Here is a 24,234-nt window from a genome sequence, read left to right as displayed (position 1 = left end):
ATGCCGAAGCTGGGGGAAGATAGAAGCCATGCGGACGGAGGCGCACCCTTCCCCGTTGACTGTTTGGGTTGGATCGAAGCGGTACACGTTTCCCGCCGGCCGCGACATCACCGTGGGCCACGACAACCGATCAGACATCCGCATCGACGGCACGGACGGCACCGCCTCACCCACGTACCTGGTGCTGCACCACGACGGCCGGCAGTGGGTCGCCTTCGACCGGAGCCGATACGGCATCTACCTCGACGGGGTGCGGATGTCCACCGTCGTCATCCACGACGGGCAGGCCCTCACCGTCGGTGATCCGCGTTATGGACCGCGGCTGGTGTTCCAGCTCGGCGCCGCGGCAGCCCCGATGCCACCGCCCCCGCCGGGTCCACCGCCGCCCGCTCGACCGCACGTTCCGCCGGTCGGACAGGCGCCCGCCAGTCAACCTCCGCCTCGGCCGCTACCGCCGCCCTCCGAGGCAACGACTGGGCCACTCCAACCCTCGAAGCGCCAACCTAGACCGCCGTCCGAGTCACCTACCGGGCGTTTTCACTCGCCGCCACCGCAGCCGCTCCCCCCGCAGTCGCCACCTCCACCACNATGCCGCCGCCCCCTCCTCCGAAACTGCCGGGACCCCAACAACCGCTGCCGGTCTCGCCGCAGATCCCGCAGCTCAAGCGGCGAGATCTTGTCGCGCGAATAACCGACGCCATCCAGCGGCTGATCCCGCATCGGGCCAAGCCTCGCCCGCCCGGAAAGATGCCGACCGGCAAAGCACCGGGCGCCGAAGTAGCTTCCGCACCGCATTCTGAAACCGACCTCAGCGCGTTATACGTACGCGACGTGAGGCTGACTGCCCAAGGGCAGCAAGTACTGGCTGATGTGTCGTTGACCGCGCAACGGGGCACGCTGACCGCGATCGTCGCACCGTCAGCCCCGGCCCGGTCCGGCTTGCTCACGTTGCTCGGTGGCGCCGCCCGGCCGAGTTCCGGCGACGTCACCCTCGGCGGCCACCATCTACACACCGAACCGCTGGGCCCGCACGTGTCGATGGTGCCGCGCAACGACCCCCTGCACCCTCAGCTCACCATCGAGCAAGCCCTGGGTCACATCGCTGAGTTGCGGCTCCCACCAAGCATTTCCAAGGATGAACGCCGTCGGATCGTGGACCAGGCCATCGGTGAAGTGGCGCTCGATCGGTCACGCACCACCCAGATCGGTGCGCTGTCTCACGAACAGCGCAAGCTAGCCGCGCTAGCCGCCGAGCTGATCACCGCGCCGTCGCTACTTGTCCTCGAGGACCCGACCGCCGGCCTCGACCCGCAACAGCAACGGCAGATGATGACGCTGCTGTGGCGACTGGCGAAAGACGGCCGCATCGTGGTGCTCTCGACGACGGCCGTTGATCACGTCGAGGTGTGCGATCAGGTGGTATTGCTCACCTCCGCCGGGTCTCCCGCCTACATCGGGCCGCCCGACGAAATCCAAACGGTGCTGGGCGGCTCCAGTTGGCCCGACATCATGACGCAGGTGGCCACCGATCCTGAGGGCGCCCACCGCGCGTTCCTCGCCCGGGAATCCCAGCCCAAGGCGCCACCACCGGGCACCGTTGCGCCGCTTGATATCCCGCGCCGTCCCGGCTTGTGGCGGCAGATCGGCGTCGCGGCCCGCCGACAAGCCTGGCTGATCGCTGGCGACCAGCGCTATTTCATCTTCCTGACGATCCTGCCGTTGCTGTTCGGAGGATGGGCATTGGTGGTGCCCGGCCATGCTGGGCTCGGTGCGGCTGACCCGTACGGGAACAGTCCCGACGAGGCTCTCGAGATCCTGGTCGTGCTGAATCTCGCTGCCGTCGCTATGGGGACGGCACTGGGCATCCGTGATGTCTTCCGGGAGCGCCACATCTTCCGTCGTGAACAAGCCGAAGGGTTATCGACGCCGGCTTATCTGACGGCAAAAGTCCTCGTCTACGCCGGGGTGCTGCTGGTGCAGACCGGCGTCATCACCTTGGCCACGGCGGCCGGCAAAGGCGCGCCGGCGCGCGGCGCTGTCCTGCTGGGTAGCCCGGTGTTGGAGCTCTATCTCAGTTTGGCGTTGACCGCGATCGTCTCGGCGATCGTCGCGCTGGCCCTCTCCTCGCTGGCTCGGTACCGCGAACAGGTTCTGCTGATGGCGGTCGTGGTGATCCTGGTGTCGCTACTGTTCTGCGGTGGGGTTTTCCCGCTCGCCGGCCGATTCGCCCTGGAACAGGTCTCCTGGTTGCTCCCGGCCCAATGGGGTTTCGCGGCGTCAGCCTCCACGATCGATGTGCATGCGGTCAACGTGCTCGCCGACAACGCGGCCACCTGGAACCATTCGGCCGGCCAGTGGCTCTTCGACCTGGCGATGCTGATCGCCCTCGGCGCGGCGGCCAGCGCTTTTCTGTGGCGACGGTTGCGGCGCACTCCCGAAAGTCATTCGGTCAGCGACACCGGACCCAAAGACGCGGAGATCACGTTAGCGTCAACGCCATGACCACCACTGCCGAACACCTGCGGAACGCGCTGGACGGTCGCTGGCGCGACGTCAAAAACCAGATGCGCGAGCGGTTGACACACGAAGTCTTCCGCCCGCACCACACTCCCAACACGGTGATCGCCCGCACCAAGGTGGCCGAGCAGATGAAGATCATGGCGGACGCGGGCGCCGCCGACGACGGCTTCCGCAAGGAACACGGCGGCAACGGGAACGTCGGGGCGGCGATCACCATGATCGAGATGCTCGCGATGTCGGATCTGTCGCTGATGGTCAAAGCCGGTGTGCAATGGGGCCTGTTCGGCGGCGCGGTGGAGAACCTGGGCACCGAACGCCATCACAAGCAGTACGTGCCGAAGATCATCAACCTCGAGTTGCGCGGCTGTTTCGCGATGACCGAGTGGGGCCACGGCAGTGATGTGCAGTCACTCGAAACCACGGCTAACTACGACCCGGCCACCCAAGAGTTCGTCATCGATTCCCCGACCCCGTCCGCACGGAAGGAGTACATCGGCGGTGCAGCCGAAACCGCAACGATCGCAGCTGTTTTCGCGCAACTGATCACCGCTGGCGAGAACCACGGCGTGCACTGCTTTCTGGTCCCGATCCGCGACGCCGACGGCAACGACCTGCCGGGCGTGACAACGTCGGACAACCACTACAAAGGCGGACTGCCCGGCGTAGACAACGGCCGCATCGTGTTCGATCAGGTGCGCATCCCGCGGGAAAACCTGTTGAACAAATACGGTGACGTCGCACCCGATGGCACCTACACGTCGCCGATCGACAATCCCAATCGCCGGTTCTTCACGATGATCGGCACCCTGATCCGTGGACGGGTCTGTGTCGGGGGCAGCGCCGGCAACGCCGCTCGCCTGGCATTGGACATCGCCACCCGGTATGCGTTGCAGCGCAGGCAATTCAAAGCGCCCGATGACGAAAACGAAGTGCTGATCATGGATTACCTGGTGCACCAGCGCCGGCTGTTCCCGCTGATCGCCAAGTCCTACGCGCTGCAGTTCGCGCAAAACGAGCTGGTGTCTAAATGCCATGATCTGCAGACCGCCGATGCGCCCGACGCCGAAGAACAGCGGGAGCTGGAGTCACGGGCCGCCGGCCTGAAGGCCGCCAACACCTGGCACGCCTCCAAGGCGATCCAGGAGGCCCGCGAGGCGTGCGGCGGCGCGGGTTACATGGCCGAGAACAGGCTCATCGCCCTGCGTGCCGACACCGATGTGTTCACCACGTTCGAGGGTGACAACCACGTACTGACCCAATTGGTGGCCAAGGAGCTGCTGACCGCTTACGCCGACGACATCAGCAGCATGAGCCCGGTGGAATGGGTTCGCTTCGCCGCCAACGCCGTCGGTGATCGGGTGATGAAACGTACTGCGGCCGAAGCGATCATGCAGCGGATCATCGATGCGCGCCAGGACAGCGAAGAAGAGGGCAGCCTGTTCAACCGCGGGACCCAGGTAAAGATGTTCGAAGACCGCGAGGAATACATGCTGTCCTCGGTAGCGCGCCGGTTGCAGTCCAAATCCGACGAGATGTCGGCGTTCGACGCGTTCAACGCTGTGCAGGACCACGTGCTGCATGCGGCAACCGCCCACATCGACCGGGTGGTGCTGGAGGCGTTCGTTGCCGGCATCGACTCGTGCGACGAGCAGGCCCGCGAGATCCTCGAGTGGGTATGCGACCTGTACGCGTTATCGGTGATCGAAGAGGACAAGGCCTGGTACATCGAGCACCGGTATCTGTCCACCGAGCGCGCCAAGGCGGTCACCCGCGGCATCAACGACCGCTGCCGGCGCCTGCGGCCGTACGCCGAGACGCTGGTCGACGCTTTCGGCATTCCTGAGCAACTGCGCTACGCCGAGATGCTGCACCCAGAAAATCTTCCGGACTGACATCTCGTCAACCGTGACCGCGCTCACGCTGTGATCAACGCCACGGTCGGTCACCTCGCGAGGGAACTGCGACCGCTGCGAGAAACTAGTAAAGACACCGAGATCTCCTGTAACAGTGCCGAAACAGCCTTCCTGCACCATTGCAAACGACTCTGCGCATCGAGGAGGAGTACGCGTGGTTGCAGAGCCCAACGGCGTCGGGACCGTATGCGCCTACTGTGGCGTCGGGTGCGGCATGGTCCTGCAGCTCGAAACGGACGCGGAGACCGGCCGTCGTCGAGTAGCGAAATCGACTGGCGGCAAGGCACATCCGACCAACTTCGGTCGGCTGTGCACCAAGGGTGCTACCACCGCTGAGCTACTCGCTGCGCCGGGCCGGATGGAATCGGCCTTCCTGCGGACCGATCGCGGTGAACCCGTCGAAGCAACCGATATGGACGCCGCGATCATCCATTGCGCACAGCGACTTCGGGCGATCATCGACGAACACTGCCCCGATGCCGTCGCGCTCTATGTGTCGGGGCAGATGTCGCTGGAAGCACAATATCTGGCGAACAAATTGACCAAGGGATTCATCGGCACCAACCAGATCGAGTCGAACTCGCGGCTGTGCATGGCAAGCGCGGGCACCGGCTACAAGCTGTCTTTGGGCGCCGACGGGCCACCTGGTTCCTATCACGACTTCGATTCGGCCGACGTCTTCTTTGTCATCGGCGCCAATATGGCTGACTGCCATCCGATCCTGTTCATGCGGATGATGGACCGGGTAAAGGCCGGCGCCAAACTGATCGTCGTCGACCCGCGCCGCACCGCAACCGCGGAGAAGGCTGACCTGTTTTTGCAGATCGCGCCCGGCACCGACCTGGCGCTCCTCAACGGGCTACTGCACCTGATTGTCGAAAACGACCAGATTGACCCGGATTTTATCGCCGAGTTCACCGAGGGCTGGGAGGTGATGCCGAGCTTCTTGAAGCGATTTCAGCCGGACATCGTGAGCGAGATCACCGGCATCGCGGAAGCTGATATCCGCACCGCCGCACAATGGATCGGCGAAGCGGAAAATTGGGTGAGCTGCTGGACTATGGGCCTCAACCAGAGCACCCACGGCACGTGGAACACCAATGCGATCTGCAACTTGCATCTGGCCACCGGTGCCATCTGTAAGCCGGGGAGCGGCCCGTTCTCGTTGACGGGTCAGCCCAATGCGATGGGTGGCCGCGAAATGGGTTACCTGGGACCGGGTTTGCCTGGCCAGCGCACGGTGTTCGACGACGATGATCGCGCATTCGTCGAGGAGCTGTGGGGCATTCCACGCGGGTCATTGCGCACCGAGGTTGGTGGCGGCGCCATCGACATGTTTTCCCGAATGGCCGATGGTGACATCAAGGCCTGCTGGATCATCTGCACGAATCCGGTTGCGAGCGTGGCGAATCGCAAAACGGTGCTGGCCGGTCTGGAGGCAGCCCAACTGGTGATCGCCCAGGACGCATTTTTCGAAACCGAAACCAACGCCTATGCAGACGTGTTGCTGCCCGCGGCGCTGTGGACGGAATGTGACGGGGTGATGATCAACTCGGAGCGCAACCTCACCCTGTTCCAGAAGGCGGTCGACCCGCCCGGGCAGGCGCTGCCGGATTGGCGGATCATCGCCCGCGTCGCCGCTGAGATGGGTTACGCCGACGCGTTCGACTACCGCTGCGCCGAGGATGTATTCGAGGAGATCAAACGGTTCGCCAATCCCAGGACCGGTTACGACCTACGCGGGATCAGCTACGAGTGGCTGCGCAAGACACCGGTGCAGTGGCCGTGCCCGCCCGGTAGCACCAACGACCGCAACCCGATTCGCTACCTCAACGATGGCACCTGCCAGACCCGGCTGGTCCGCGAGGACGGCGGCGTCCCGCGGCTGGTATTCCCGACATCGAGCGGACGGGCGGTGTTCTTCGCCCGCCCGCACCTGCTGCCCGACGAGATGCCCGACGACGACTACCCGTTCCTGCTCAATACCGGGCGTCTGGCGCATCAGTGGCACACGATGACCAAGACCGGAAAGATCGCCAAGCTGAACAAGCTGAACCCCGGCCCGTTCGTCGAAATCCATCCCGACGACGCCGCCCGGCTGGAGATCGCCGACGGCGACTCCGTCGAGATCGCATCGCGGCGGGGACGCGCGGTGATGCCCGCCGTCGTCACCGACCGGGTCCGGCCCGGCAACTGCTTCGCCCCGTTTCACTGGAACGACGTCTTCGGTGAATACCTGTCGATCAACGCGGTCACCAGCGACGCCGTCGACCCGACATCGCAACAACCGGAGTACAAGACCTGTGCGGTCACCCTGAAAAAGGTCGCAGCACGGCCCGCACAGTCAGCCCCCGAACCAGCCACCGACGCCCCGGCGATTGGCGCGGTCGAAGTCGGCGCACTGGCCGAATTGCTCGGCGTCGCAGACCAGCCCGTGCCGGATTTCGACCCCGTCGGCCGCAGCTATCTTGCCGGGATGCTGACCGCGCTACGAACCGAGGCCGGTCGCAGCTCGCCCGGTGTGCCGACCCTGCCGTTGAGCGCGCCCTTCGAACCGGGCGCCCGGATGTGGGTGAACGGGTTGATGGCCGGGCTGTTCTCCCGCAGCACCATCCCAGAGGCGCGCCCACTGGGACCCCCGCCGGCGAGCGCGCCTAACGATCGACCGGAGCCGTCCCCGATCGTCGTGCTGTGGGCGTCGCAGACCGGCAACGCCGAGGAATTTGCCGCCGAGTGCGCCACCGGACTCGGTATGGCCGGTCTGAAGGTCGCACTGCGGGCAATGGACGACTTCGCGCTCGCAGACCTGCCGACCGTCCGGCAGCTGCTCGTCATCACCAGTACCACCGGGGACGGCGAGCCACCGGACAACGGTGCCGCGCTGTGGGACGAGTTGTCGTCCGATGAGGCGCCACGGCTGACCGACACGCGCTATGCGGTGCTGGCGTTCGGCGACTCCAGCTACGCCGATTTCTGCGGTCATGGCCGCAACCTGGACGCCCGGCTGTCGGAGCTCGGTGCGGTGCGCATGCTCGACCGTGTCGACTGCGAACCGGACTACGACCATGCCGCCGGTGCATGGCTGTCAGCGGTCCGCCAAATGCTCACCAAAACTTTGGCGGTCGTCGGCGACGACGCTGCCGCCCCACCCGCAGTGGTCGTCGCGCCGGCGAGATCACAACCGGAGGCATATAGCCGCAAGAGGCCACTTATCACCTCACTGGTGCGCAACACCCTGCTGAGCGGCCCCGGTTCGACCAAAGAGGTGCGACAGATCGTGTTCAGCGTGCCCGAAGGTACGTTGAGCTACGACGCCGGTGACGCCCTGGGCATTTGGCCGCGCAACAACCCCGCTCTGGTCGACGAGTGGCTGGAAGTCACCGGACTGGACGGAACCGCCGCCGTGCAGGTTCCCGACCACGGGTCGATGCGGTTGCGCACCGCACTCACCGAACGGTTCGAGATCGCCCGCATCACAGGCGATCTGCTGCGGTTCGTCGCCGCGCGCAGCGGTGACCCGGAGTTGGTCAAGCTGGTCGAACCGGTGAACAAGGCGGCGCTTGCCGAGTGGATGTGGGGTCGTCAGACGGTCGACGTGCTGGCGCATTCACCCGTGAGGGCATCGGTCGATGACTGGCTTAGAGTACTCAAACCCCTTGCACCGCGCCTTTATTCAATTTCGTCGGCGTCGATCGACAACCCCGAGGAAGTGCACCTCACGGTCAGTGCGGTGCGATTCGACTGCCAAGGCGTCGCGCGGGGCGGCGTGTGCTCGACCTATCTGGCCGACCACGCGGACGGTGACGACGTCGGGGTGTTCGTGCAAAAGGCCAACCACTTCCGCCCGCCGGTCGACCCCGATGCGCCGATGATCATGATCGGTCCTGGCACCGGAGTGGCCCCGTTCCGCAGCTTCTTGCATCGACGCCGCGTGCTCGGTCACACCGGTCCTAACTGGCTGTTTTTCGGAGAACGCAACGCAGCCACCGACTTCTATTACCGCGACGAGATCGAGGCTATGCACGACCGCGGCTTCCTCACCCACCTTGACCTCGCCTTTTCGCGGGACCAGCCCGAGAAGATCTACGTGCAGGACCTGATGCGACGCCGCGGCGCGGAAATCTGGCAGTGGCTGTGCGACCGCGCGCACGTTTACGTCTGCGGCGATGCGCACCTGATGGCGAAGGAAGTCGACCGCGCCATTCATGACATCATCGAAGATCACGGTGGACTTGATCACGACGCGGCGAAGACCTACGTGCGGAATCTATCCTCCGAGCGGCGTTACCAACGCGACGTCTACTGACCAGCTTGCCCGGTTTCGCCCAGCGCGCTGCGGTCATCTCCTAGGCTGTCGTGGTTGACAAACGAGCGAAGGAGTAGCAGATGGCGTGGTTCCTCGCGCTGCAAGGACCGCCCCACCGGATCGGCCAGTCGCTGACCTACGAACTGCATGAGTCAGCCAACATCGAGCAGATCGCGCAAGAGATGGCGGCCTCGGCGACCATCGATCGCGCCGTCCCCATCCCGACGGTGTTCCGCAACCGCCCCGAGCCGGTGATGCTGTACGTGCGGCCGTCGGCCTGGGGCTTATGGGGCTTTTACGAGATGACCGAGGAAGAGCGCCGGGAAATGGCTGCCGCCAGCCCGCAACTGGTCAATGCGCTCGCACAGGTCGCCAAGCAGCAGCAACAACAGCAGGCTAAAAAGCCCAAGGGCCCGCAAGGTCCGTCCGAGTTGCCCCGACTGCACGGGGGCCAACCACCGTTTTTGGTGAACCAGCAGGACTGACCACCGTCTGGCTCCCCCGCCTGGACTCGAACCAGGAACCCTTCGGTTAACAGCCGAATGCTCTGCCAATTGAGCTACGGAGGACTGCCCGCTGCCACGCGGCCCCAACCACGCGACGAGGGATGACTCTAGCTTACGGGCCCGTCGCTGCGCCAAGAGTCACAGCCTGCCCACACCTGGTCGCCCAATTGAGGCAGGATGGAGCCACGTACCGACATCAGGAGGGGGCCGCTTTGATCCGGTATTTGGTAGTGCTGGGACTGGGTTACGTGCTGGGCGCGAAGGCCGGCCGCCGCCGCTACGAACAAATCGTCGGCACCTATCGTGCTCTGACCAGCAGCCCCACCGCCAGATCGGTGATCGAGGCGGGACGGCGCAAGATCGCCAACCGGGTCTCCCCCGACTCGCGGATGGTCACGTTGACCGAGATCGACGACCAAACTTCCGTCGTCGAACCGCGCAAGCGTGACGTCGCGCGCTAACCCGCTCAGGCGGTGAGGTCGTCGCCGCTGGCCTGCTCGAGCAGGCTGCGTCGATAGGCCTCCATCGCGACCAGATCGCCGAACAAAGCGTGGTACTCGTCGCCCTGCTCGACCGGCGACATCCGCTGCAGCTTGGATTTGACCTCAGCGATCTGTCGGCCCACCCAGACTTCCTGCAGGCGGGCCAGCACGCCGGCAATGTAACGCGAGAGCTTGTCGTCGTCATCGACTCGGATGGCTTCCACGCTCAGCTCGCTGATCAGCCCGGCGGCCGCCGGCGACGGCGCGTGTTGGCGCACCGCGTCGAGCCACTGCGCCCCGGTGATCCCGGCGCCGGTACCGCCGGCCCCTTCGATCGCGGTGCGAACGGCGGCGTAGCCGGGATGAGTGAAACTGTCCACGGTGAGCGCGTCGAACACCGGCCCGGCCAGCGCCGGATACTGCAACGCGGACTTGAGCGCCTCGCGCTGCGGCCACAGCGTCGGGTCCCGCGGGTCGGGCCGTATCGCCGCGGGTTCGGCGGCAGTCGTCGCGGTGTTACGCGGGCGGCCGCGGCGCTGCTGTTTGGGGGCCTTGGCCTGCTCGCGCACCCGGCCCACCACCTGGCTGACATCCGACCAGCCCACCCAGCCGGCGAGTTGGCGCGCGTACTCGTCGCGCAGTGTGGGGTCCTTGATCTGGGCGACCATCGGCACGCAGCGCCGCAGCGCAGACACCCGACCCTCGGCGCTGTCCAGGTCGACTTCGGCCAGGGTGCTGCGGATCGCGAACTCGAACAACGGGGTTCGGCGCGCCACCAGATCGCGCAACGCGGTGTCCCCGGCCTTTAGCCGCAGATCGCAGGGATCCAGGCCGTCGGCGACCACCGCCACGAACGACTGGCCCGCCAGCTGCTGTTCACCGCCGAACGCCTTGAGCGCGGCGGCCCGCCCCGCCTCGTCGCCGTCGAACACGTAGATCAGTTCGCCGCGAAAGAAGTTGTCGTCCATCATCAATCGGCGCAGCATCGCCAGATGCTCGTCACCGAACGCGGTACCGCAGGACGCGACCGCCGTTGTCACACCGGCCAGATGCATCGCCATCACGTCGGTGTAGCCCTCGACGACCACGGCCTGATGGCCCTTGGCGATGTCGCGTTTGGCCAGGTCGATCCCGAACAGCGCGGAGGACTTCTTGTACAGCAACGTCTCGGGGGTGTTGACGTACTTGGCTTCCATCGGATCGTCGTCGAAAATCCGCCGGGCGCCGAACCCGATCACCTCGCCGGCCGAGGTGCGGATCGGCCACAGCAGCCGCCGGTGAAACCGGTCGATCGGACCGCGCCGGCCCTCCCGTGACAGCCCCGCCGCCTCCAGTTCCTTGAATTCGAAGCCCTTGCGCAGCAAGTGCTTCGTGAGTGAATCCCACCCCGACGGCGCGAACCCGCAACCGAAATGACGGGCGGCGTCGGCGTCGAAATTGCGCTCCTTGAGATATTGGCGGGCCGCGGCGGCCTCAGCGGATTCCAACGCCTCGGCGTAGAACTGCTGGGCGGCCGCGTTGGCGGCCAGCAGCCGGCTGCGGCTGCCGCGGTCACGCTGCACGCTGGTGGCCGCACCGCTGTAGGTGATCGTGTAGCCGATCCGGTCGGCCAGCAGTTCGACGGCCTCGACGAAGTTGACGTGCTCGATCTTCTGGACGAACGCGTACACGTCGCCGCCCTCGCCGCACCCGAAGCAGTGGAAGTGGCCATGATTGGGCCGAACGTGAAACGACGGCGACTTCTCGTCGTGGAACGGGCACAGGCCTTTGAGCGAGTCGGCGCCCGCGCGCCTCAGCTGCACGTAGTCGCCGACGACGTCGTCGATGCGGACTCGTTCACGGATGGCGGCGATATCGCGATCAGGGATACGGCCAGCCATCGGGTTAGTGTAAGCGCCGGCGCCCACCTCCTCCCGGCGAGAGTGCACAGTTGTACGTGTTTTTCGGCGGGCCGGCGTACAACTACGCACCCTCGCGCAGTCGTGGGCTCAGAAGGTGATGCGTTCCAGCCGTCCCTCGGTGTATGACGCGATCTGGTCGACGATGACCCGCAGCCGCGCGCCATCGTCGTCGGCGGCGTTGAACGCCGGAACGAAGATCGGGTCGAGGGTCCGCGGGGCGCCGGCCAGCAGCCACTGCGCCACTCGGTGGATGCGTTCGCGCTGGGCGGCCTGCATTTGCCGGTGCCGCGGGTCAGACATGATGTACTGCAGCGCCAGGATTTTCAGCACGGCGACCTCCGCGCGCACCAGCGCGGGGACCTGCAGGTCGGCGGCATACCGGGCCAACGGTGCGGGCCCGGCCGCCGCCCGGGTGGCCGCGATCGCCGCGGAGGCGAACCGCCCCACCAGCTCGCTGGTCAGCCGCTTGAGCGCAACCGATGCCGCCAGCGTCGCGTCATATTTGCCGACCGCCGCGACCACCGGCAGCCCGGAGAGCCGCTTGGCGGCGGCGACCAGATCATCGGCAGCCACACCGGAGAAATGACGTTCGCCCAACTCAGCGAGCGCGGCGGCGTCGTCGTCATCGGCGAGGACCCGCAGGTCGATGCGGCCGGAAATGACACCGTCTTCGACGTCGTGCACCGAATACGCGACGTCGTCGGCCCAGTCCATCACCTGCGCCTCCAGGCAGGACCGTCCCGGTGGTGCGCCCGCGCGGGCCCAGGCGGCGGCGTCGGCCTCGGTGTCGTAGAAGCCGAACTTGCCTCGGGCGCTGGTCCGTGTCCACGGATACTTGGTGACCGCGTCCAGCGCAGCGCGCGTCAGGTTCAGACCAGCGCTATGACCTTGTGGGTCAAGGACTTTGGGCTCCAATTTGGTCAGGATCCGAAAATTCTGAGCGTTGCCCTCAAAGCCGCCGCAGGCGGCGGCCACCTCGTCGAGCGCTTGCTCGCCGTTGTGCCCGTAAGGCGGATGGCCGATATCGTGCGCCAGGCCGGCCATGTCGACCAGGTCCGGATCGCAGCCCAACCCGATCGCCATTCCCCGTCCGATCTGCGCGACCTCCAGTGAGTGGGTCAGCCGAGTGCGGGGTGTCTCGCTTTCTCTGGGCCCGACGACCTGCGTCTTGTCGGCCAGCCGGCGCAGCGCGGCGCTGTGCAGGACGCGGGCGCGGTCGCGGGCGAAGTCGGTGCGATGCTGGCCCTCGCTGCCCGGCAAGCCCGCGGTCTTCGGCGGCTCGGGTACCAAGCGCTCGCGGTCGGCGTCGCGGTAGGGATCCTGCGGGGTCATCGACGCTCAGTCTGCCAGGGCCTTCGCCAGGCGCATTACATTGGCGAGCATGCGCGTTGTCCGCCTACTCGGCGTTCTCCTGGCTTTGGTGGGGGCCGCCCTGCTGGCGGCCCCTGGTGCCGGCGCGGAGCCGCCGTTGCGGCTCAGCGGCTACGTCACCGACAACGCCGGCGCGTTGAGCGCCTCGGATCGGGGCGCGGTCGAGTCGGCCGTCGACAAGCTCTACGCCGACCGTCACATCCGGTTATGGGTGGTGTACGTCGACAACTTCGCCGGGCAAGCCGCCGTCAACTGGGCACAGGCCACCTGGCGCACCAGTGACCTGGGCTCGGCCGACGCGCTGCTTGCCGTCGCCACCGGTGACCGGGCGTACGCCTTCCTGGTGCCGTCGACGGTCAAGGGCATCACCTCGCGTCAGGTAGATGACCTGCGACACAACCAAATCGAGCCGGCGCTGCACCGCTCGGACTTCGGCGGCGCGGCTGTGGCGGCGGCCAACGGCTTGGCACGGCCACAGGCTTCGCCCGGGTGGGCGCCGCTGCTGGTTGCCTTGGGGGTCATCGCGGCGGCGCTGCTGGGCTTGTGGCTGGTGATGCGCTACCGGCGCCGGCGACGCCGGGCCGCCGAGCTGGCCGCAGCCCGACGCGTCGACCCCACCGACCCGGACGCGCTGGCCGCGCTGTCGCTCGAGGCCCTGGACAGCTTGTCGCGCTCGAAGGTGGTCGACGTCGACAACGCCGTGCGCACCAGCACCAACGAGCTGACGCTGGCGGTCGAGGAGTTCGGCGAGCAGCGGACCGAGCCCTTCACGCGAGCGGTACAGAATGCGAAAGCTGCTCTTGCGCAAGCCTTTAACGTACGTCAGCGACTTGACGACGCCGTCCCGGAGACTCCGCAGCAACAGCGCGAGCTGCTCATCAGTGTGATCGTGTCGGCGGCGCGGGCCGATCGTGAACTCGAGGCCCAGCGTGCGGCGTTCGACCAGCTGCGGGACTTGGTGATCAATGCACCGTCGCGGGTGGACAAATTGACTCAGCAGTTCGTCGAACTCACCGCGCGGATTTCGCCGTCCGAGGAGCGGTTGGCCGCGCTGCGCAACGAATTCGACGACGCGGCGCTGACGTCGGTGTCCGGCAACGTGACAACGGCCAAGGAGCGGCTGGCTTTTGCCGATCGCAATATCGGCCGTGCCCGCGACCTGGCCGCCCGCCCGGTCAGCGGGGAACTCAGCCGTCTGGTGGACGCGGTACGCGCCGCCGAGTCGGCGCTGGGGCAGGCCCGTGCGCTGCTGGACGCCGTGGACAGTGCGTCCAGCGACATCCATCACGCTGTCGCCACCCTGCCGGCACTGATCGCCGACGTTCGCGCGGGCATCGAGCAGGCCAACACGCTGCTGGGCAAGGGGCGCAGCGATCACAGCCGGGAACTGGCCGCCGCGCGCGATGCGGCGGCCAAGGCCGTCGACGCCGCCCAGGGCCGCGGTTCTGCCGACCCGCTCGGCGCGTTCACCCGTCTGACCGAGGCGGACGCCGACCTCGACCGCCTGCTGGCCGTGCTGGCCGAGGAGCAGGCCACCGCCGAGCGCCTCAACCGCACGCTGGAGCAGGCGTTGTTCACCGCCCAGTCGCGGATCCGCGCGGTGTCCGACTACATCGACACCCGCCGCGGCAGCATCGGCCCGGAAGCCCGCACGCGCCTGGCCGAGGCCAACCGGCAATTGCAAACCGCCCTCGACACGCGGTCAACCGACGTCGGTGAAGCGATCGGCCATGCCAACAGCGCGGCGATGCTTGCCGCCCAGGCGCAGTCGCTGGCCCAGGCGGATGTCAAGTCCATGCAGCGCGCCTTCAGCGGGCGCTACGGCGGCGGCAACGACATGGGGGCGATGCTGGGCGGCATCATCATCGGCAACGTGCTCAGCGGCGGGATGCGCGGCGGTTTCGGTGGCGGCTGGGGCGGTGGTTGGGGCCCCACGTCGTACGGCGGCTCGCCAGGTGCCGGCGACGGCGGCTTCATGGGCGGCGGCGGCCGCTTCTGACCCGCCGCTACTTGCAGTGCTTGAGGCGCTTGGCCAAATAGTCGGCGACCCCGTCGATGGGAATGCGCTCCTGCGTCATGGCGTCTCGTTCGCGGACCGTGACGGCATTGTCGTCAAGGGTCTCGAAATCGATCGTCACGCAATACGGAGTGCCGATCTCGTCCTGGCGGCGGTAGCGCCGGCCGATGGCGCCGGCGTCGTCGAACTCAACGTTCCAGCATTGGCGTAACTCAGCGGCCAGGTCGCGTGCTTTAGGGCTCAGGTCGGCATGCCGGGACAGCGGCAGCACGGCGACCTTCACCGGCGCCAGCCGCGGATCCAGGCGTAACACCGTACGTTTGTCCATCCCGCCCTTGGCGTTTGGCGCTTCGTCCTCGGCGTAGGCGTCGATCAAAAACGCCATGAATGAGCGGGTCAGCCCGGCCGCCGGCTCGATGACATACGGCACGTAACGGGTGTCCGTGGTCTGGTCATAGAAGGACAGGTCGACTCCGGAATGCTTTGAGTGCGTTGACAGATCGAAATCGGTGCGGTTGGCCACACCTTCCAGTTCGCCCCACGGGTTGCCTTGGAAGCCGAACTTGTACTCGATGTCGACTGTGCGGTCCGAATAGTGCGACAGCTTCTCTTTGGGGTGCTCGAACAGTCGCAGGTTTTCGCGCTCGATGCCGAGGTCGACGTACCACTGCAGCCGGGTATCGATCCAATACTGGTGCCATTCGGGCGCTGTCGACGGCTCGACGAAGTACTCCATTTCCATCTGCTCGAATTCGCGAGTGCGGAAGATGAAGTTGCCCGGCGTGATTTCATTGCGAAAGCTCTTGCCGGTCTGGGCGATACCGAACGGCGGTTTGCGGCGCGCGGTCGTGACGACGTTGGCGAAGTTCACGAAGATGCCCTGCGCGGTCTCCGGCCGCAGGTAATGCAGGCCTTCCTCGGACTCGATCGGCCCGAGGTAAGTCTTGAGCATCATGTTGAATTCACGCGGCTCGGTCCATTGACCCGGCTCGCCGGTGTCGGGGTCACGGATATCGGCCAACCCGTTGGGCGGTGGATGCCCGTGCTTTTCCTCGTAGGCCTCGATGAGGTGATCGGCGCGGTAACGCTTGTGTGTGATCAGCGACTCGACGAGCGGGTCGTGGAATACCTCGACATGGCCCGAGGCGACCCACACTTCCCGCGGCAGGATGATCGACGAATCCAGGCCGACGACGTCGTCGCGGGAGGTGACCACCGAGCGCCACCACTGCCGCTTGATGTTCTCCTTGAGTTCGACCCCCAACGGCCCGTAGTCCCACGCCGACTTGGTGCCGCCGTAGATCTCTCCGGACGGATAGACCAACCCGCGCCGCTTGGCCAGGTTGACGACGGTGTCGATGACGGACGCCACGAGGTGTTGCTCTCCTGTCTCGGATGGGGAGTCGGATGGGGATCACGAGCAACCGTCATCGTAGCGACCGGGAGTACGGTCTTTGACATGCGTCATTACGCATGTGACAGTGGAATCGAAATGTCCCACCCGACCTCCACGGCAGCCGACGGCGACGAGCTCGTTGAAAGCCATCAGCACGGCGATTCCGGGGAACTCCCGCCACCACCGCCGCGGGAGATTCTCGACGCCGCGGGCGAGCTGCTCCGCGCGCTGGCCGCGCCGGTGCGGATCGCGATCGTGCTGCAGCTGCGCGAGTCGCAGCGTTGCGTGCACGAGCTGGTAGACGCCTTAGGGGTGCCGCAACCACTGGTCAGCCAGCATTTGAAGATCCTCAAGGCGGCGGGGGTCGTCTCGGGCGAACGGTCCGGCCGCGAGGTGCTCTACCGGCTGGCCGATCATCACCTGGCCCACATCGTGATCGACGCGGTGGCCCACGCCGGTGAGGGCCACCGATGACGGGCGCCAGTGTGCGCGCCACCCGGCAGCGCGCAGCGATCTCGACGCTGCTGGACAGCCTCGACGACTTCCGGTCGGCGCAGGAGTTGCACGAGGAGTTACGCCGGCGCGGCGAGAACATCGGCCTGACCACCGTGTACCGGACGCTGCAGTCGATGGCGACAGCCGGTCTGCTCGACACACTGCGCACCGACACCGGCGAATCGGTCTACCGGCGCTGTTCGGAGCACCATCACCACCATTTGGTGTGCCGCAGCTGCGGGTCGACCATCGAGGTCGGCGACCACGAGGTCGAGGCGTGGGCCGCGGAGGTGGCCACCGAGCACGGATTTTCCGACGTCAGCCACACCATCGAAATCTTCGGGACCTGTTCGGAGTGCCGGGCTTGACGCGCCGAGATCGACGCTGGCGTGATTCGTTCTCGCACTTTCGCGCGCTAGCGTCGATCTCGACGAAACCTCGACGAAACCTCGACAACTAAGCCGTTAGGGCACGCCGGATTTCGGCGCCCTTGGCAAGCACCATCAGCACCAGGGTGCGCAGCGCGTCGTCGGTCAGGCCGCTACCGGGGAAGTTGTAGCGCAACATCACATCGACCGTTTTGCCGGAGTTGCGCTTGGCCGCCGGCTCGCTGCTCTTCTCCACGAGTACCACCCAACCCAACAACGTGTTCTGCGATTGATCGGCTACCTGGTCGCGCAGCTTCTTGCTCAACGGCAAATCCCACGCCAGGACCTGGGTCAGTGAGATGAGGTCGAGGTCCTCAACGATGGTCACCACCCGCAGGGACGCGAACGTGCCGTCGTGGCGCACCGTCAAAGCGCCGTCGGGTTCTTCCTCGATGGGCAGGATCTCGCCAAGCACCGAGGCCAACCGTTGCTGCAACGACGGCATCACGCAGTCCCGAATCGTCGATGGCGAGAAGCATATTCCTCGCACGCCGCCCACAGGTCGCGGCGGTCATAGTCCGGCCATAGCTTGTCGGTGAAGACGTACTCGGCGTAGGCCGCCTGCCACAGCATGAAATTGCTGGAGCGCTTCTCACCGGAAGTGCGCAACAGCAGGTCCACATCCGGAATGTCCGGGCGCTGCAGGCGACTGGCAACCGTGGCCTCGGTGACCCGCTCCGGATTCAGCCTGCCTGCCGCTGCTTCACGCGCGATTCGCCGTGCCGCTTCGGCGATTTCGGTTCGCCCGCCATAGTTGACGCAGTAGTTCACGGTGATGACGTTGTTGTGACGGGTCATCTCCTCGGCGACTTCCAACTCTTTGATGACGCTGCGCCACAACCGCGGCCGCGATCCGACCCAGCGGATCCGCACGCCGATGTCTCTGAGGTTTTCCCTGCGGCGTCGCACCACGTCACGGTTGAATCCCATCAAGAACCGGACCTCTTCGGCGGAGCGTTTCCAGTTCTCGGTGGAGAACGCGTAAAGACTGAGCCATTTGATGCCGAGTTCGATTGCGCCACAGGCGATATCGATTACCACCGACTCGCCCATCTTGTGCCCCTCGGTTCGGGGAAGTCCACGCGCGGTGGCCCAACGGCCGTTGCCGTCCATCACGATCGCCACGTGAACAGGCAACTGGTCGGCTGGAATTCGCGGCGCCGCCGCTTTTGAGACGTGCTGCGGCGGCCGCCGCGGGCCCCCGTCGGGCGAGGGCGGCAGTTCTGGGAAGACGACGGGCCAGGTGGAGGTGTCCGGGAAGGTCGGGTAGTCATCGGGGGCCGGAGGCAGTTGCGGGAAGTCAGCCGGCTTCTGGTTCCGCACCATGGGCCGTATTCTTCCTGAGCTCCGGCCCGACCAGAGAGATCCTGCGGTCGGCGAGGCTTTGATCAACCCGATAGACCCGCTCGACCAGCGGCAACGTGCGTAGCTGCCGCTCTAAATGCCACTGCAGGTGTGCGGCGACCAAACCGCTGACATGGCTGCGATACGACGCCGGTGCGGCCTCCGCGGCCTCCCAGTCGCCGTCGTGCAGCGCGGACATCAACTCCAGCACACCGGGCGGCGGTGTGGTGGAACCGGCCGGGCGGCAGTATGCGCAGACACTGCCGCCGGCGGCGATGTGAAACGCGCGATGCGGACCGGGGGTGGCGCAGCGGGCACATTCGGTCAACGCCGGCGCCCACCCGGCGATACTCATGGCGCGCAGCAGGTAGGCGTCCAGCAGCAGCTCACGGGGCCGTTGGCCATCGGCCACGGCTCGCAGCGCGCCGACGGTCAACCGGTGCAGGGCCGGGGCCGGGGCCCGCTCCTCACCGGCGAGGCGTTCGGCGGTTTCCAGCATCGCGCATGCGCAGGTGTATCGGCCGTAGTCGCTGACGATGTCGGTGGCGAACGCATCCAGGGCAACGACCTGGGTGACGACGTCCAGGTTGCGCCCGGGATGCAGCTGCACGTCGATATGCGCAAACGGCTCCAGCCGCGCACCGAACCTGCTGCGGGTGCGGCGCACCCCCTTGGCCACCGCGCGCACCAGTCCGTGGTCGCGGGTGAGCAGGGTGACAATCCGGTCGGCTTCGCCGAGCTTGTGCTGGCGCAGCACCACCGCTCGGTCCCGGTACAGCCGCATAGATATCAGTTTGTCACCGGGCTGCGACGGCGCCCTCGCGCACGCGCCGATAATGTTCGTACTGATGAGTAACTCTTCCGCCACCCGCTTCCCGACCCTGACCGAGCAGCTCTACCAGCTGGCCAACGGTGAGGTGACCTCCGACGAGCTGGTCCGCCGCTCATTGCACGCCATCGATGCCAGCCAGTCGACGTTGAACGCGTTCCGGGTGGTGCTCACCGAGTCGGCGCTGGCCGACGCCGCCGAGGCCGACCGGCGCCGTGCCGCCGGCGACGACGCCCCGCTGCTGGGCGTCCCGATCGCGGTCAAGGACGACGTCGACATCGCCGGTGTCCCGACGGCGTTCGGCACGTCGGGCCACGTCCGGCCGGCCAGCGCCGATTCCGAGGTCGTGCGCCGGCTCAAAGCCGCAGGCGCGGTGATCGTCGGCAAGACCAACACCTGTGAGCTGGGCCAATGGCCGTTCACAAGCGGGCCCGGGTTCGGCCACACCCGCAACCCGTGGTCGCGCAAGCACACCCCGGGCGGATCCTCGGGCGGTAGCGCAGCCGCCGTGGCCGCCGGCCTGGTCGCCGGGGCGATCGGCTCCGACGGCGCCGGCAGTGTCCGCATTCCGGCGGCATGGACTCATCTGGTGGGCATCAAACCGCAGCGCGGTCGGATTTCGACCTGGCCGCTGCCGGAAGCGTTCAACGGGATCACCGTCAACGGGGTGCTGGCCCGCACTGTCGAAGACGCGGCGCTGCTGTTGGACGCCGTGTCCGGCAGCGCCGACGGCGATCTGCACACACCGCCGCCGGTGACCGTGTCCGACTGCGTCGGAACCGCGCCGGGCCCGCTGCGGATCGCGATGTCAACCCGGTTCCCCTTCACCGGCTTCCCGGCCCGGCTGCACCCGGAGATCCGGGCAGCGGTGGAATCGGTGGCCGACCAGCTGCGGCTGCTCGGCCACAACGTGGTGGCCGGTAACCCCGACTACGGGCTGCGGTTGTCGTGGAACTTCCTGTCGCGATCCACCTCGGGTCTACTCGACTGGGCCGAGCGGCTGGGCGACGGCGTCGATTTCGACCCGCGCACGCTGTCCAACCTGCGAATCGGACGGGCGCTTTCACAGTCGGTGCTGCGCGCCGCCCGCGCGCACGAAGCCGCCGACCAGCGGCGGGTGGGCTCGATCTTCCGCATCGTCGACGTTGTGCTGGCACCGACCACCGCTCAGCCGCCCCCGCCGGTCCATGCGTTCGACCGCCTGAGTGGTTTGGGTACCGACCGGCTCATGATCGCGGCGTGCCCGGTCACCTGGCCGTGGAATCTGTTGGGCTGGCCGTCGATCAACATCCCCGCGGGATTCACCTCGGACGGTCTGCCCATCGGTGTGCAGCTGATGGGTCCGGCCAATAGTGAGCCGCTCCTGGTTTCGCTGGCCGCCGAATTGGAGGCGGTCGGCGGCTGGGCCGCCAAGCAACCGGAGGTGTGGTGGAACGCCGGCACCGATACGCCCCCGGTATCGAGCGGGCGAACCTAAACCCTCACTATCACGCTCAAAAGCCCAGTCGGCCGAGCTGTTTGGGGTCGCGCTGCCAGTTCTTGGCGACTTTGACCCGCAAGTCCAGGTAGACCTTTGTGCCGAGCAGCTTTTCGATCTGGGCGCGCGCGGCGGTGCCCACTTCGCGTAATCGGGCACCGCCCTTTCCGATCACGATGCCTTTCTGGCTGTCGCGCTCCACGTAGAGCACCGCGTGCACGTCTATCAGGTCGTCGCGGCCTTCGCGCGGCACTACCTCTTCGATCACCACCGCCAGCGAATGCGGCAACTCGTCGCGCACCCCTTCCAGCGCTGCCTCGCGGATGAACTCCGCCATCAGAACCTCTTCGGGTTCGTCGGTCAGCTCACCGTCGGGGTAATACGCCGGGCCGGGCGGCAACGCGGCGGCCAGCACGTCGATCAGCACGTCGATCTGCTCACCGGTCACCGCTGAGACCGGCACGATCTCGGCTTGCCGGCCTTCGGGGATTCCGACCAGCTCCCCGACCGCGGCCAATTGCGCGGCCAGCTTCTCCTTGGACACCTTGTCGATTTTGGTGACGACGACGACCAGCGTGGTCTTGGGCGCGATGGACCGGATCTGCTGCACAATCCACCGGTCCCCGGGGCCGATCGACTCGTCGGCGGGAATGCACAACCCGATGGCGTCGACCTGCGAGTAAGTATCGCGGACAAGATCGTTGAGCCGCTTGCCGAGCAGTGTGCGAGGGCGGTGCAACCCTGGTGTGTCGACGAGGATGATCTGGAAATCCTCTCGATGCACGATGCCACGAATGGTGTGTCGCGTGGTCTGCGGCCGATTCGAGGTGATCGCCACTTTCGACCCGACCAGCGCATTGGTCAGCGTCGACTTGCCGGTGTTCGGACGCCCGACGAAACAGACGAAACCCGAGCGGAATTCGGTCACGTCGGAGTGCCGTTGCGGTCAGTGATGATGACCACCGCGGTCGGGGACAGCTCGCGCACGGCGGGGATGCCTGCATCGTCCGCAGAGCCACCCACCAGAACGGCAGCCTCCAAACCGGCAGCGCCACTGGCCACCGCGGTGGCCACCGCGGTCTGCAGCGCCGTGAGCTGCAAGGTCGAAAGTTTCACCGCCGCACCCGCATAGGTGCGCCCGTCGTCATCGCGTACCGCCGCGCCGCTGTCGGCCTCGGCCCTCGCCATCGCCGCGCGCGCCAGCACCACCAGCTTGCTGTCTTCGGCGTCCAGATGCTCAGTTGTCATGGTTGGCCTCCTTCGCCGACGGCGGTGCTCATGTGCGCTGCTCCTCCGCATCGCTTCGCTCTGCATCGTCGTCAGCGGTGCTCATGCGCGCTGCTCCTCCGCATCGCTTCGCTCTGCATCGTCGTCAGCGCTTACACGGCTCAGCAAGACAGTGCCGATCCGGACGCGCCCGCGTCCGTCGCGCCCGCCTTCGGCTTGCAACCGCAGTCCATGTGTTACCACCTCGGCGCCGGGCAGCGGGACCCGGCCCAGCTCGAGGGCCAGCAGACCACCGACCGTGTCGACATCGAGATCGTCGTCGAATTCGATCCCGTACAGCTCGCCAACGTCCTGGATGGGCAGGCGGGCGGACACCCGGAACCGGTTGTCGCCCAGGTCTTCCACCGGAGCGATCTCGGCTTCATCGTACTCGTCGGCGATTTCTCCGACGATCTCCTCCAGCACGTCCTCGATGGTCACCAAACCCGCGATCGCCCCGTATTCGTCGACCAACAACGCCATGTGGTTGCGATCTCGCTGCATTTCCCGCAACAACGCGTCCAGCGGTTTGGAATCCGGCACGAACACCGCGGGGCGCATCAGCTGCGCCACCGTGGTTTCCCGGCCACCGTTTACCGAGTAATACGTTTGCTGTACAAGGTCTTTCAGGTACACGACGCCGACGACGTCGTCTACGTTCTCTCCGATCACCGGGATACGGGAATGCCCGCTGCGCACCGCCAGCGCTGTCGCCTGGCCGGCCGTTTTGTCGCTCTCGATCCACACCATCTCGGTACGCGGCACCATCACTTCCCGGGCCGGCGTGTCGCCGAGCTCGAACACAGACTGAATCATTCGGCGCTCGTCGGCGGCGACCACACCGCGCTGCTGGGCAAGGTCGACAACCTCGCGCAGCTCGACCTCGGATGCGAACGGCCCATTGCGGAAGCCCCGGCCGGGAGTCAGGGCGTTCCCCAGGATCACCAGCAGCGAGCTGATCGGTATCAGCAAGAACGAAATCGCCTGCAGCGGCAGGGCCGCCGCCAACGCGATGGAGTATGCGTTCTGCCGACCGAGCGTGCGTGGCCCGACACCGATCACCACGAAGCTGGTCACCACCATGATGGCGACGGTCAGGTACCGGCCCCAGGCCAGATGGAGGCCGGCGCGCAGGAACGCCACCAGCAACACGGTCGCCGTGATTTCACAGGTGATCCGCAGCAGCACAACCAGGTTGATGTAGCGCGCTCGATCGGACATCAATTTGGCCAGCCGTCGCGCACCGGGCCGTTCGTCACGCACCATTTCCTGGACCCGCGCTACGGAAACGGTGCTGATCGCGGCGTCGATCGCGGCGAACAACCCGCCCAGGCCTATCAGCGCAACCGTGCCGACCAGCAGACGCAATTCGTTCACGGCTCGTCGAAATACCTTGATTTGTCCAGCAGTCGGCGGTCTTTTTCGATCTGGCGCTCCAGCTGGTAGGCCTCGACCTGGTCGGCGACCCACTCCTCGAGCAACCGCTGCTGGAGCGCGAGCATTTCCTTTTCCTCGTCCGGCTCGCTGTGGTCATAACCCAGAAGATGAAGCACGCCGTGGACGGTCAACAGCGCCAACTCGTGTCCCAGCGAATGACCGGCGGCGGCAGCCTGTTCGGCAGCGAACTCCGGGCACAGCACGATGTCGCCGAGCATGGCCGGTCCTGGCTCGGGAGCATCGGGACGTCCGCCTGGCTCGAGCTCATCCATCGGGAAGCTCATCACATCGGTCGGTCCGGGCAGATCCATCCAGCGCATGTGCAGATCGGCCATCGCCGCGGTATCGAGCAGCAGCATCGACAGTTCAGCTGCCGGGTTGACGTCCATCTTGGCGAGCACAAACCGTGCGACACTAACCAGTTCGGCTTCGGACACGTCGATGCCGGACTCGTTGGCCACCTCGATGGTCATTCGCGCCGCTCCTCTTCGTCGCTGCGTCCCCCGCAAGCGGGCGGTGCCCCCGCTGCATCGTCGCGGGCGCGGG

Annotated in this window: 20 protein-coding genes, 1 tRNA gene and 3 pseudogenes; 12 read left to right on the top strand and 12 right to left on the bottom strand. The window is 66.4% G+C overall.

Features of this window, described 5'->3' with window-relative positions:
• The first annotated feature begins 28 nt into the window (after nucleotides 1-28).
• The 7 genes and pseudogenes from MSP7336_RS24690 (at nucleotide 29) to MSP7336_RS14780 (ending at nucleotide 9,224) form a co-directional block, all read left to right on the top strand.
• Nucleotides 29-691, top strand: a complete 663-nt coding sequence (locus MSP7336_RS24690; protein ID WP_425325746.1) for an FHA domain-containing protein — start codon at nucleotides 29-31, stop codon at nucleotides 689-691.
• A complete protein-coding gene (locus MSP7336_RS14795) occupies nucleotides 589-2,502 on the top strand; it encodes an ABC transporter permease (protein WP_113964011.1) in 1,914 nt (637 codons plus the stop codon). Before MSP7336_RS24690 ends, MSP7336_RS14795 begins: the two co-directional genes overlap by 103 nt.
• Nucleotides 2,499-4,412: an acyl-CoA dehydrogenase family protein gene (locus MSP7336_RS14790; protein ID WP_069397047.1), complete on the top strand. Its 1,914-nt coding sequence runs from the start codon at nucleotides 2,499-2,501 to the stop codon at nucleotides 4,410-4,412. Before MSP7336_RS14795 ends, MSP7336_RS14790 begins: the two co-directional genes overlap by 4 nt.
• Nucleotides 4,413-4,527: 115 nt before the next feature.
• Nucleotides 4,528-4,758, top strand: a pseudogene (locus MSP7336_RS24505) (hypothetical protein); the annotation flags it as partial.
• 33 nt (nucleotides 4,759-4,791) lie between these two features.
• Nucleotides 4,792-6,060: pseudogene (locus tag MSP7336_RS24290) on the top strand (molybdopterin-dependent oxidoreductase); the annotation flags it as partial.
• An 18-nt stretch (nucleotides 6,061-6,078) separates the two neighbouring features.
• Complete coding sequence (locus tag MSP7336_RS24285) at nucleotides 6,079-8,739, top strand: bifunctional nitrate reductase/sulfite reductase flavoprotein subunit alpha (protein ID WP_308207462.1); 2,661 nt, start codon at nucleotides 6,079-6,081, stop codon at nucleotides 8,737-8,739.
• Nucleotides 8,740-8,819: 80 nt separating this feature from the next.
• Nucleotides 8,820-9,224 (top strand): hypothetical protein, encoded by a 405-nt coding sequence (locus MSP7336_RS14780; RefSeq protein WP_069397049.1) that lies wholly within the window; start codon nucleotides 8,820-8,822, stop codon nucleotides 9,222-9,224.
• A gap of 8 nt (nucleotides 9,225-9,232) precedes the next feature.
• Here MSP7336_RS14780 and MSP7336_RS14775 read toward each other — a convergent pair.
• Nucleotides 9,233-9,308, bottom strand: a tRNA-Asn gene (locus MSP7336_RS14775).
• Between the two features lie 149 nt (nucleotides 9,309-9,457).
• On the opposite strand from MSP7336_RS14775, the gene MSP7336_RS14770 reads away from it, so the two are divergent.
• Nucleotides 9,458-9,706 carry a hypothetical protein gene (locus MSP7336_RS14770; RefSeq protein WP_069397050.1) on the top strand — a complete coding sequence of 83 codons (249 nt, stop codon included), beginning with the start codon at nucleotides 9,458-9,460 and terminating at the stop codon, nucleotides 9,704-9,706.
• Nucleotides 9,707-9,711: 5 nt separating this feature from the next.
• Here MSP7336_RS14770 and dnaG read toward each other — a convergent pair whose 3' ends face one another.
• Nucleotides 9,712-11,607: a DNA primase gene (dnaG, locus tag MSP7336_RS14765; RefSeq protein WP_069397051.1), complete on the bottom strand. Its 1,896-nt coding sequence runs from the start codon at nucleotides 11,605-11,607 to the stop codon at nucleotides 9,712-9,714.
• A gap of 108 nt (nucleotides 11,608-11,715) precedes the next feature.
• Nucleotides 11,716-12,960: a deoxyguanosinetriphosphate triphosphohydrolase gene (locus tag MSP7336_RS14760; protein WP_069397052.1), complete on the bottom strand. Its 1,245-nt coding sequence runs from the start codon at nucleotides 12,958-12,960 to the stop codon at nucleotides 11,716-11,718.
• Between the two features lie 49 nt (nucleotides 12,961-13,009).
• Here MSP7336_RS14760 and MSP7336_RS14755 point away from each other — a divergent pair, with 49 nt between their 5' ends.
• Nucleotides 13,010-14,998 carry a TPM domain-containing protein gene (locus MSP7336_RS14755; RefSeq protein ID WP_113964010.1) on the top strand — a complete coding sequence of 663 codons (1,989 nt, stop codon included), beginning with the start codon at nucleotides 13,010-13,012 and terminating at the stop codon, nucleotides 14,996-14,998.
• Nucleotides 14,999-15,005: 7 nt separating this feature from the next.
• Here the strand turns inward: MSP7336_RS14755 and MSP7336_RS14750 are convergent, their stop codons facing one another.
• Complete coding sequence (locus MSP7336_RS14750; RefSeq protein ID WP_069397054.1) at nucleotides 15,006-16,388, bottom strand: glycine--tRNA ligase; 1,383 nt, start codon at nucleotides 16,386-16,388, stop codon at nucleotides 15,006-15,008.
• Nucleotides 16,389-16,508: 120 nt separating this feature from the next.
• Between MSP7336_RS14750 and MSP7336_RS14745 the strand changes: the two genes are divergently transcribed.
• The gene (locus tag MSP7336_RS14745; protein WP_069397055.1) at nucleotides 16,509-16,886 is read left to right on the top strand and encodes an ArsR/SmtB family transcription factor; all 378 of its coding nucleotides are present in this window, start codon (nucleotides 16,509-16,511) and stop codon (nucleotides 16,884-16,886) included.
• Complete coding sequence (locus MSP7336_RS14740) at nucleotides 16,883-17,275, top strand: Fur family transcriptional regulator (RefSeq protein ID WP_069397056.1); 393 nt, start codon at nucleotides 16,883-16,885, stop codon at nucleotides 17,273-17,275. The genes MSP7336_RS14745 and MSP7336_RS14740 overlap by 4 nt, the downstream gene beginning before the upstream one ends.
• Nucleotides 17,276-17,363: 88 nt before the next feature.
• Here MSP7336_RS14740 and MSP7336_RS14735 read toward each other — a convergent pair whose 3' ends face one another.
• From MSP7336_RS14735 to recO, 3 genes are read right to left on the bottom strand one after another with little or no spacing between them, the layout of a single operon-like run.
• Nucleotides 17,364-17,780, bottom strand: coding sequence for a hypothetical protein (locus tag MSP7336_RS14735; protein ID WP_069397057.1), 417 nt, complete (start codon nucleotides 17,778-17,780; stop codon nucleotides 17,364-17,366).
• Nucleotides 17,780-18,661: a decaprenyl diphosphate synthase gene (locus tag MSP7336_RS14730; RefSeq protein ID WP_113964009.1), complete on the bottom strand. Its 882-nt coding sequence runs from the start codon at nucleotides 18,659-18,661 to the stop codon at nucleotides 17,780-17,782. Before MSP7336_RS14730 ends, MSP7336_RS14735 begins: the two co-directional genes overlap by 1 nt.
• On the bottom strand, nucleotides 18,636-19,463 hold the full coding sequence (recO, locus tag MSP7336_RS14725; protein WP_113964008.1) for a DNA repair protein RecO: 828 nt from the start codon (nucleotides 19,461-19,463) through the stop codon (nucleotides 18,636-18,638). The genes MSP7336_RS14730 and recO overlap by 26 nt, the downstream gene beginning before the upstream one ends.
• A gap of 52 nt (nucleotides 19,464-19,515) precedes the next feature.
• Between recO and MSP7336_RS14720 the strand changes: the two genes are divergently transcribed.
• Nucleotides 19,516-20,985, top strand: coding sequence for an amidase (locus MSP7336_RS14720; RefSeq protein ID WP_113964007.1), 1,470 nt, complete (start codon nucleotides 19,516-19,518; stop codon nucleotides 20,983-20,985).
• A 16-nt stretch (nucleotides 20,986-21,001) separates the two neighbouring features.
• Here MSP7336_RS14720 and era read toward each other — a convergent pair whose 3' ends face one another.
• From era to MSP7336_RS24280, 5 genes and pseudogenes are all read right to left on the bottom strand, one after another.
• Entirely contained in the window at nucleotides 21,002-21,913 is a 912-nt protein-coding gene (gene era, locus MSP7336_RS14715) for a GTPase Era (protein WP_113964006.1), read from the bottom strand.
• Nucleotides 21,910-22,233: a cytidine/deoxycytidylate deaminase family protein gene (locus MSP7336_RS14710; RefSeq protein ID WP_113964005.1), complete on the bottom strand. Its 324-nt coding sequence runs from the start codon at nucleotides 22,231-22,233 to the stop codon at nucleotides 21,910-21,912. The genes era and MSP7336_RS14710 overlap by 4 nt, the downstream gene beginning before the upstream one ends.
• A gap of 81 nt (nucleotides 22,234-22,314) precedes the next feature.
• Nucleotides 22,315-23,628 carry a hemolysin family protein gene (locus MSP7336_RS14705; RefSeq protein ID WP_113964004.1) on the bottom strand — a complete coding sequence of 438 codons (1,314 nt, stop codon included), beginning with the start codon at nucleotides 23,626-23,628 and terminating at the stop codon, nucleotides 22,315-22,317.
• Nucleotides 23,625-24,161, bottom strand: coding sequence for an rRNA maturation RNase YbeY (ybeY, locus tag MSP7336_RS14700; RefSeq protein ID WP_069397064.1), 537 nt, complete (start codon nucleotides 24,159-24,161; stop codon nucleotides 23,625-23,627). Before ybeY ends, MSP7336_RS14705 begins: the two co-directional genes overlap by 4 nt.
• Nucleotides 24,158-24,232 (bottom strand): annotated as a pseudogene (locus MSP7336_RS24280) (16S rRNA (guanine(966)-N(2))-methyltransferase RsmD); the annotation flags it as partial. The pseudogene MSP7336_RS24280 and the gene ybeY, both read right to left, overlap by 4 nt.
• Nucleotides 24,233-24,234 lie beyond the last annotated feature (2 nt).

This window comes from Mycobacterium shimoidei (genome assembly GCF_900417275.1).
GTDB lineage: Bacteria > Actinomycetota > Actinomycetes > Mycobacteriales > Mycobacteriaceae > Mycobacterium > Mycobacterium shimoidei.
This window is presented reverse-complemented; position numbering and strand designations above follow the sequence as displayed.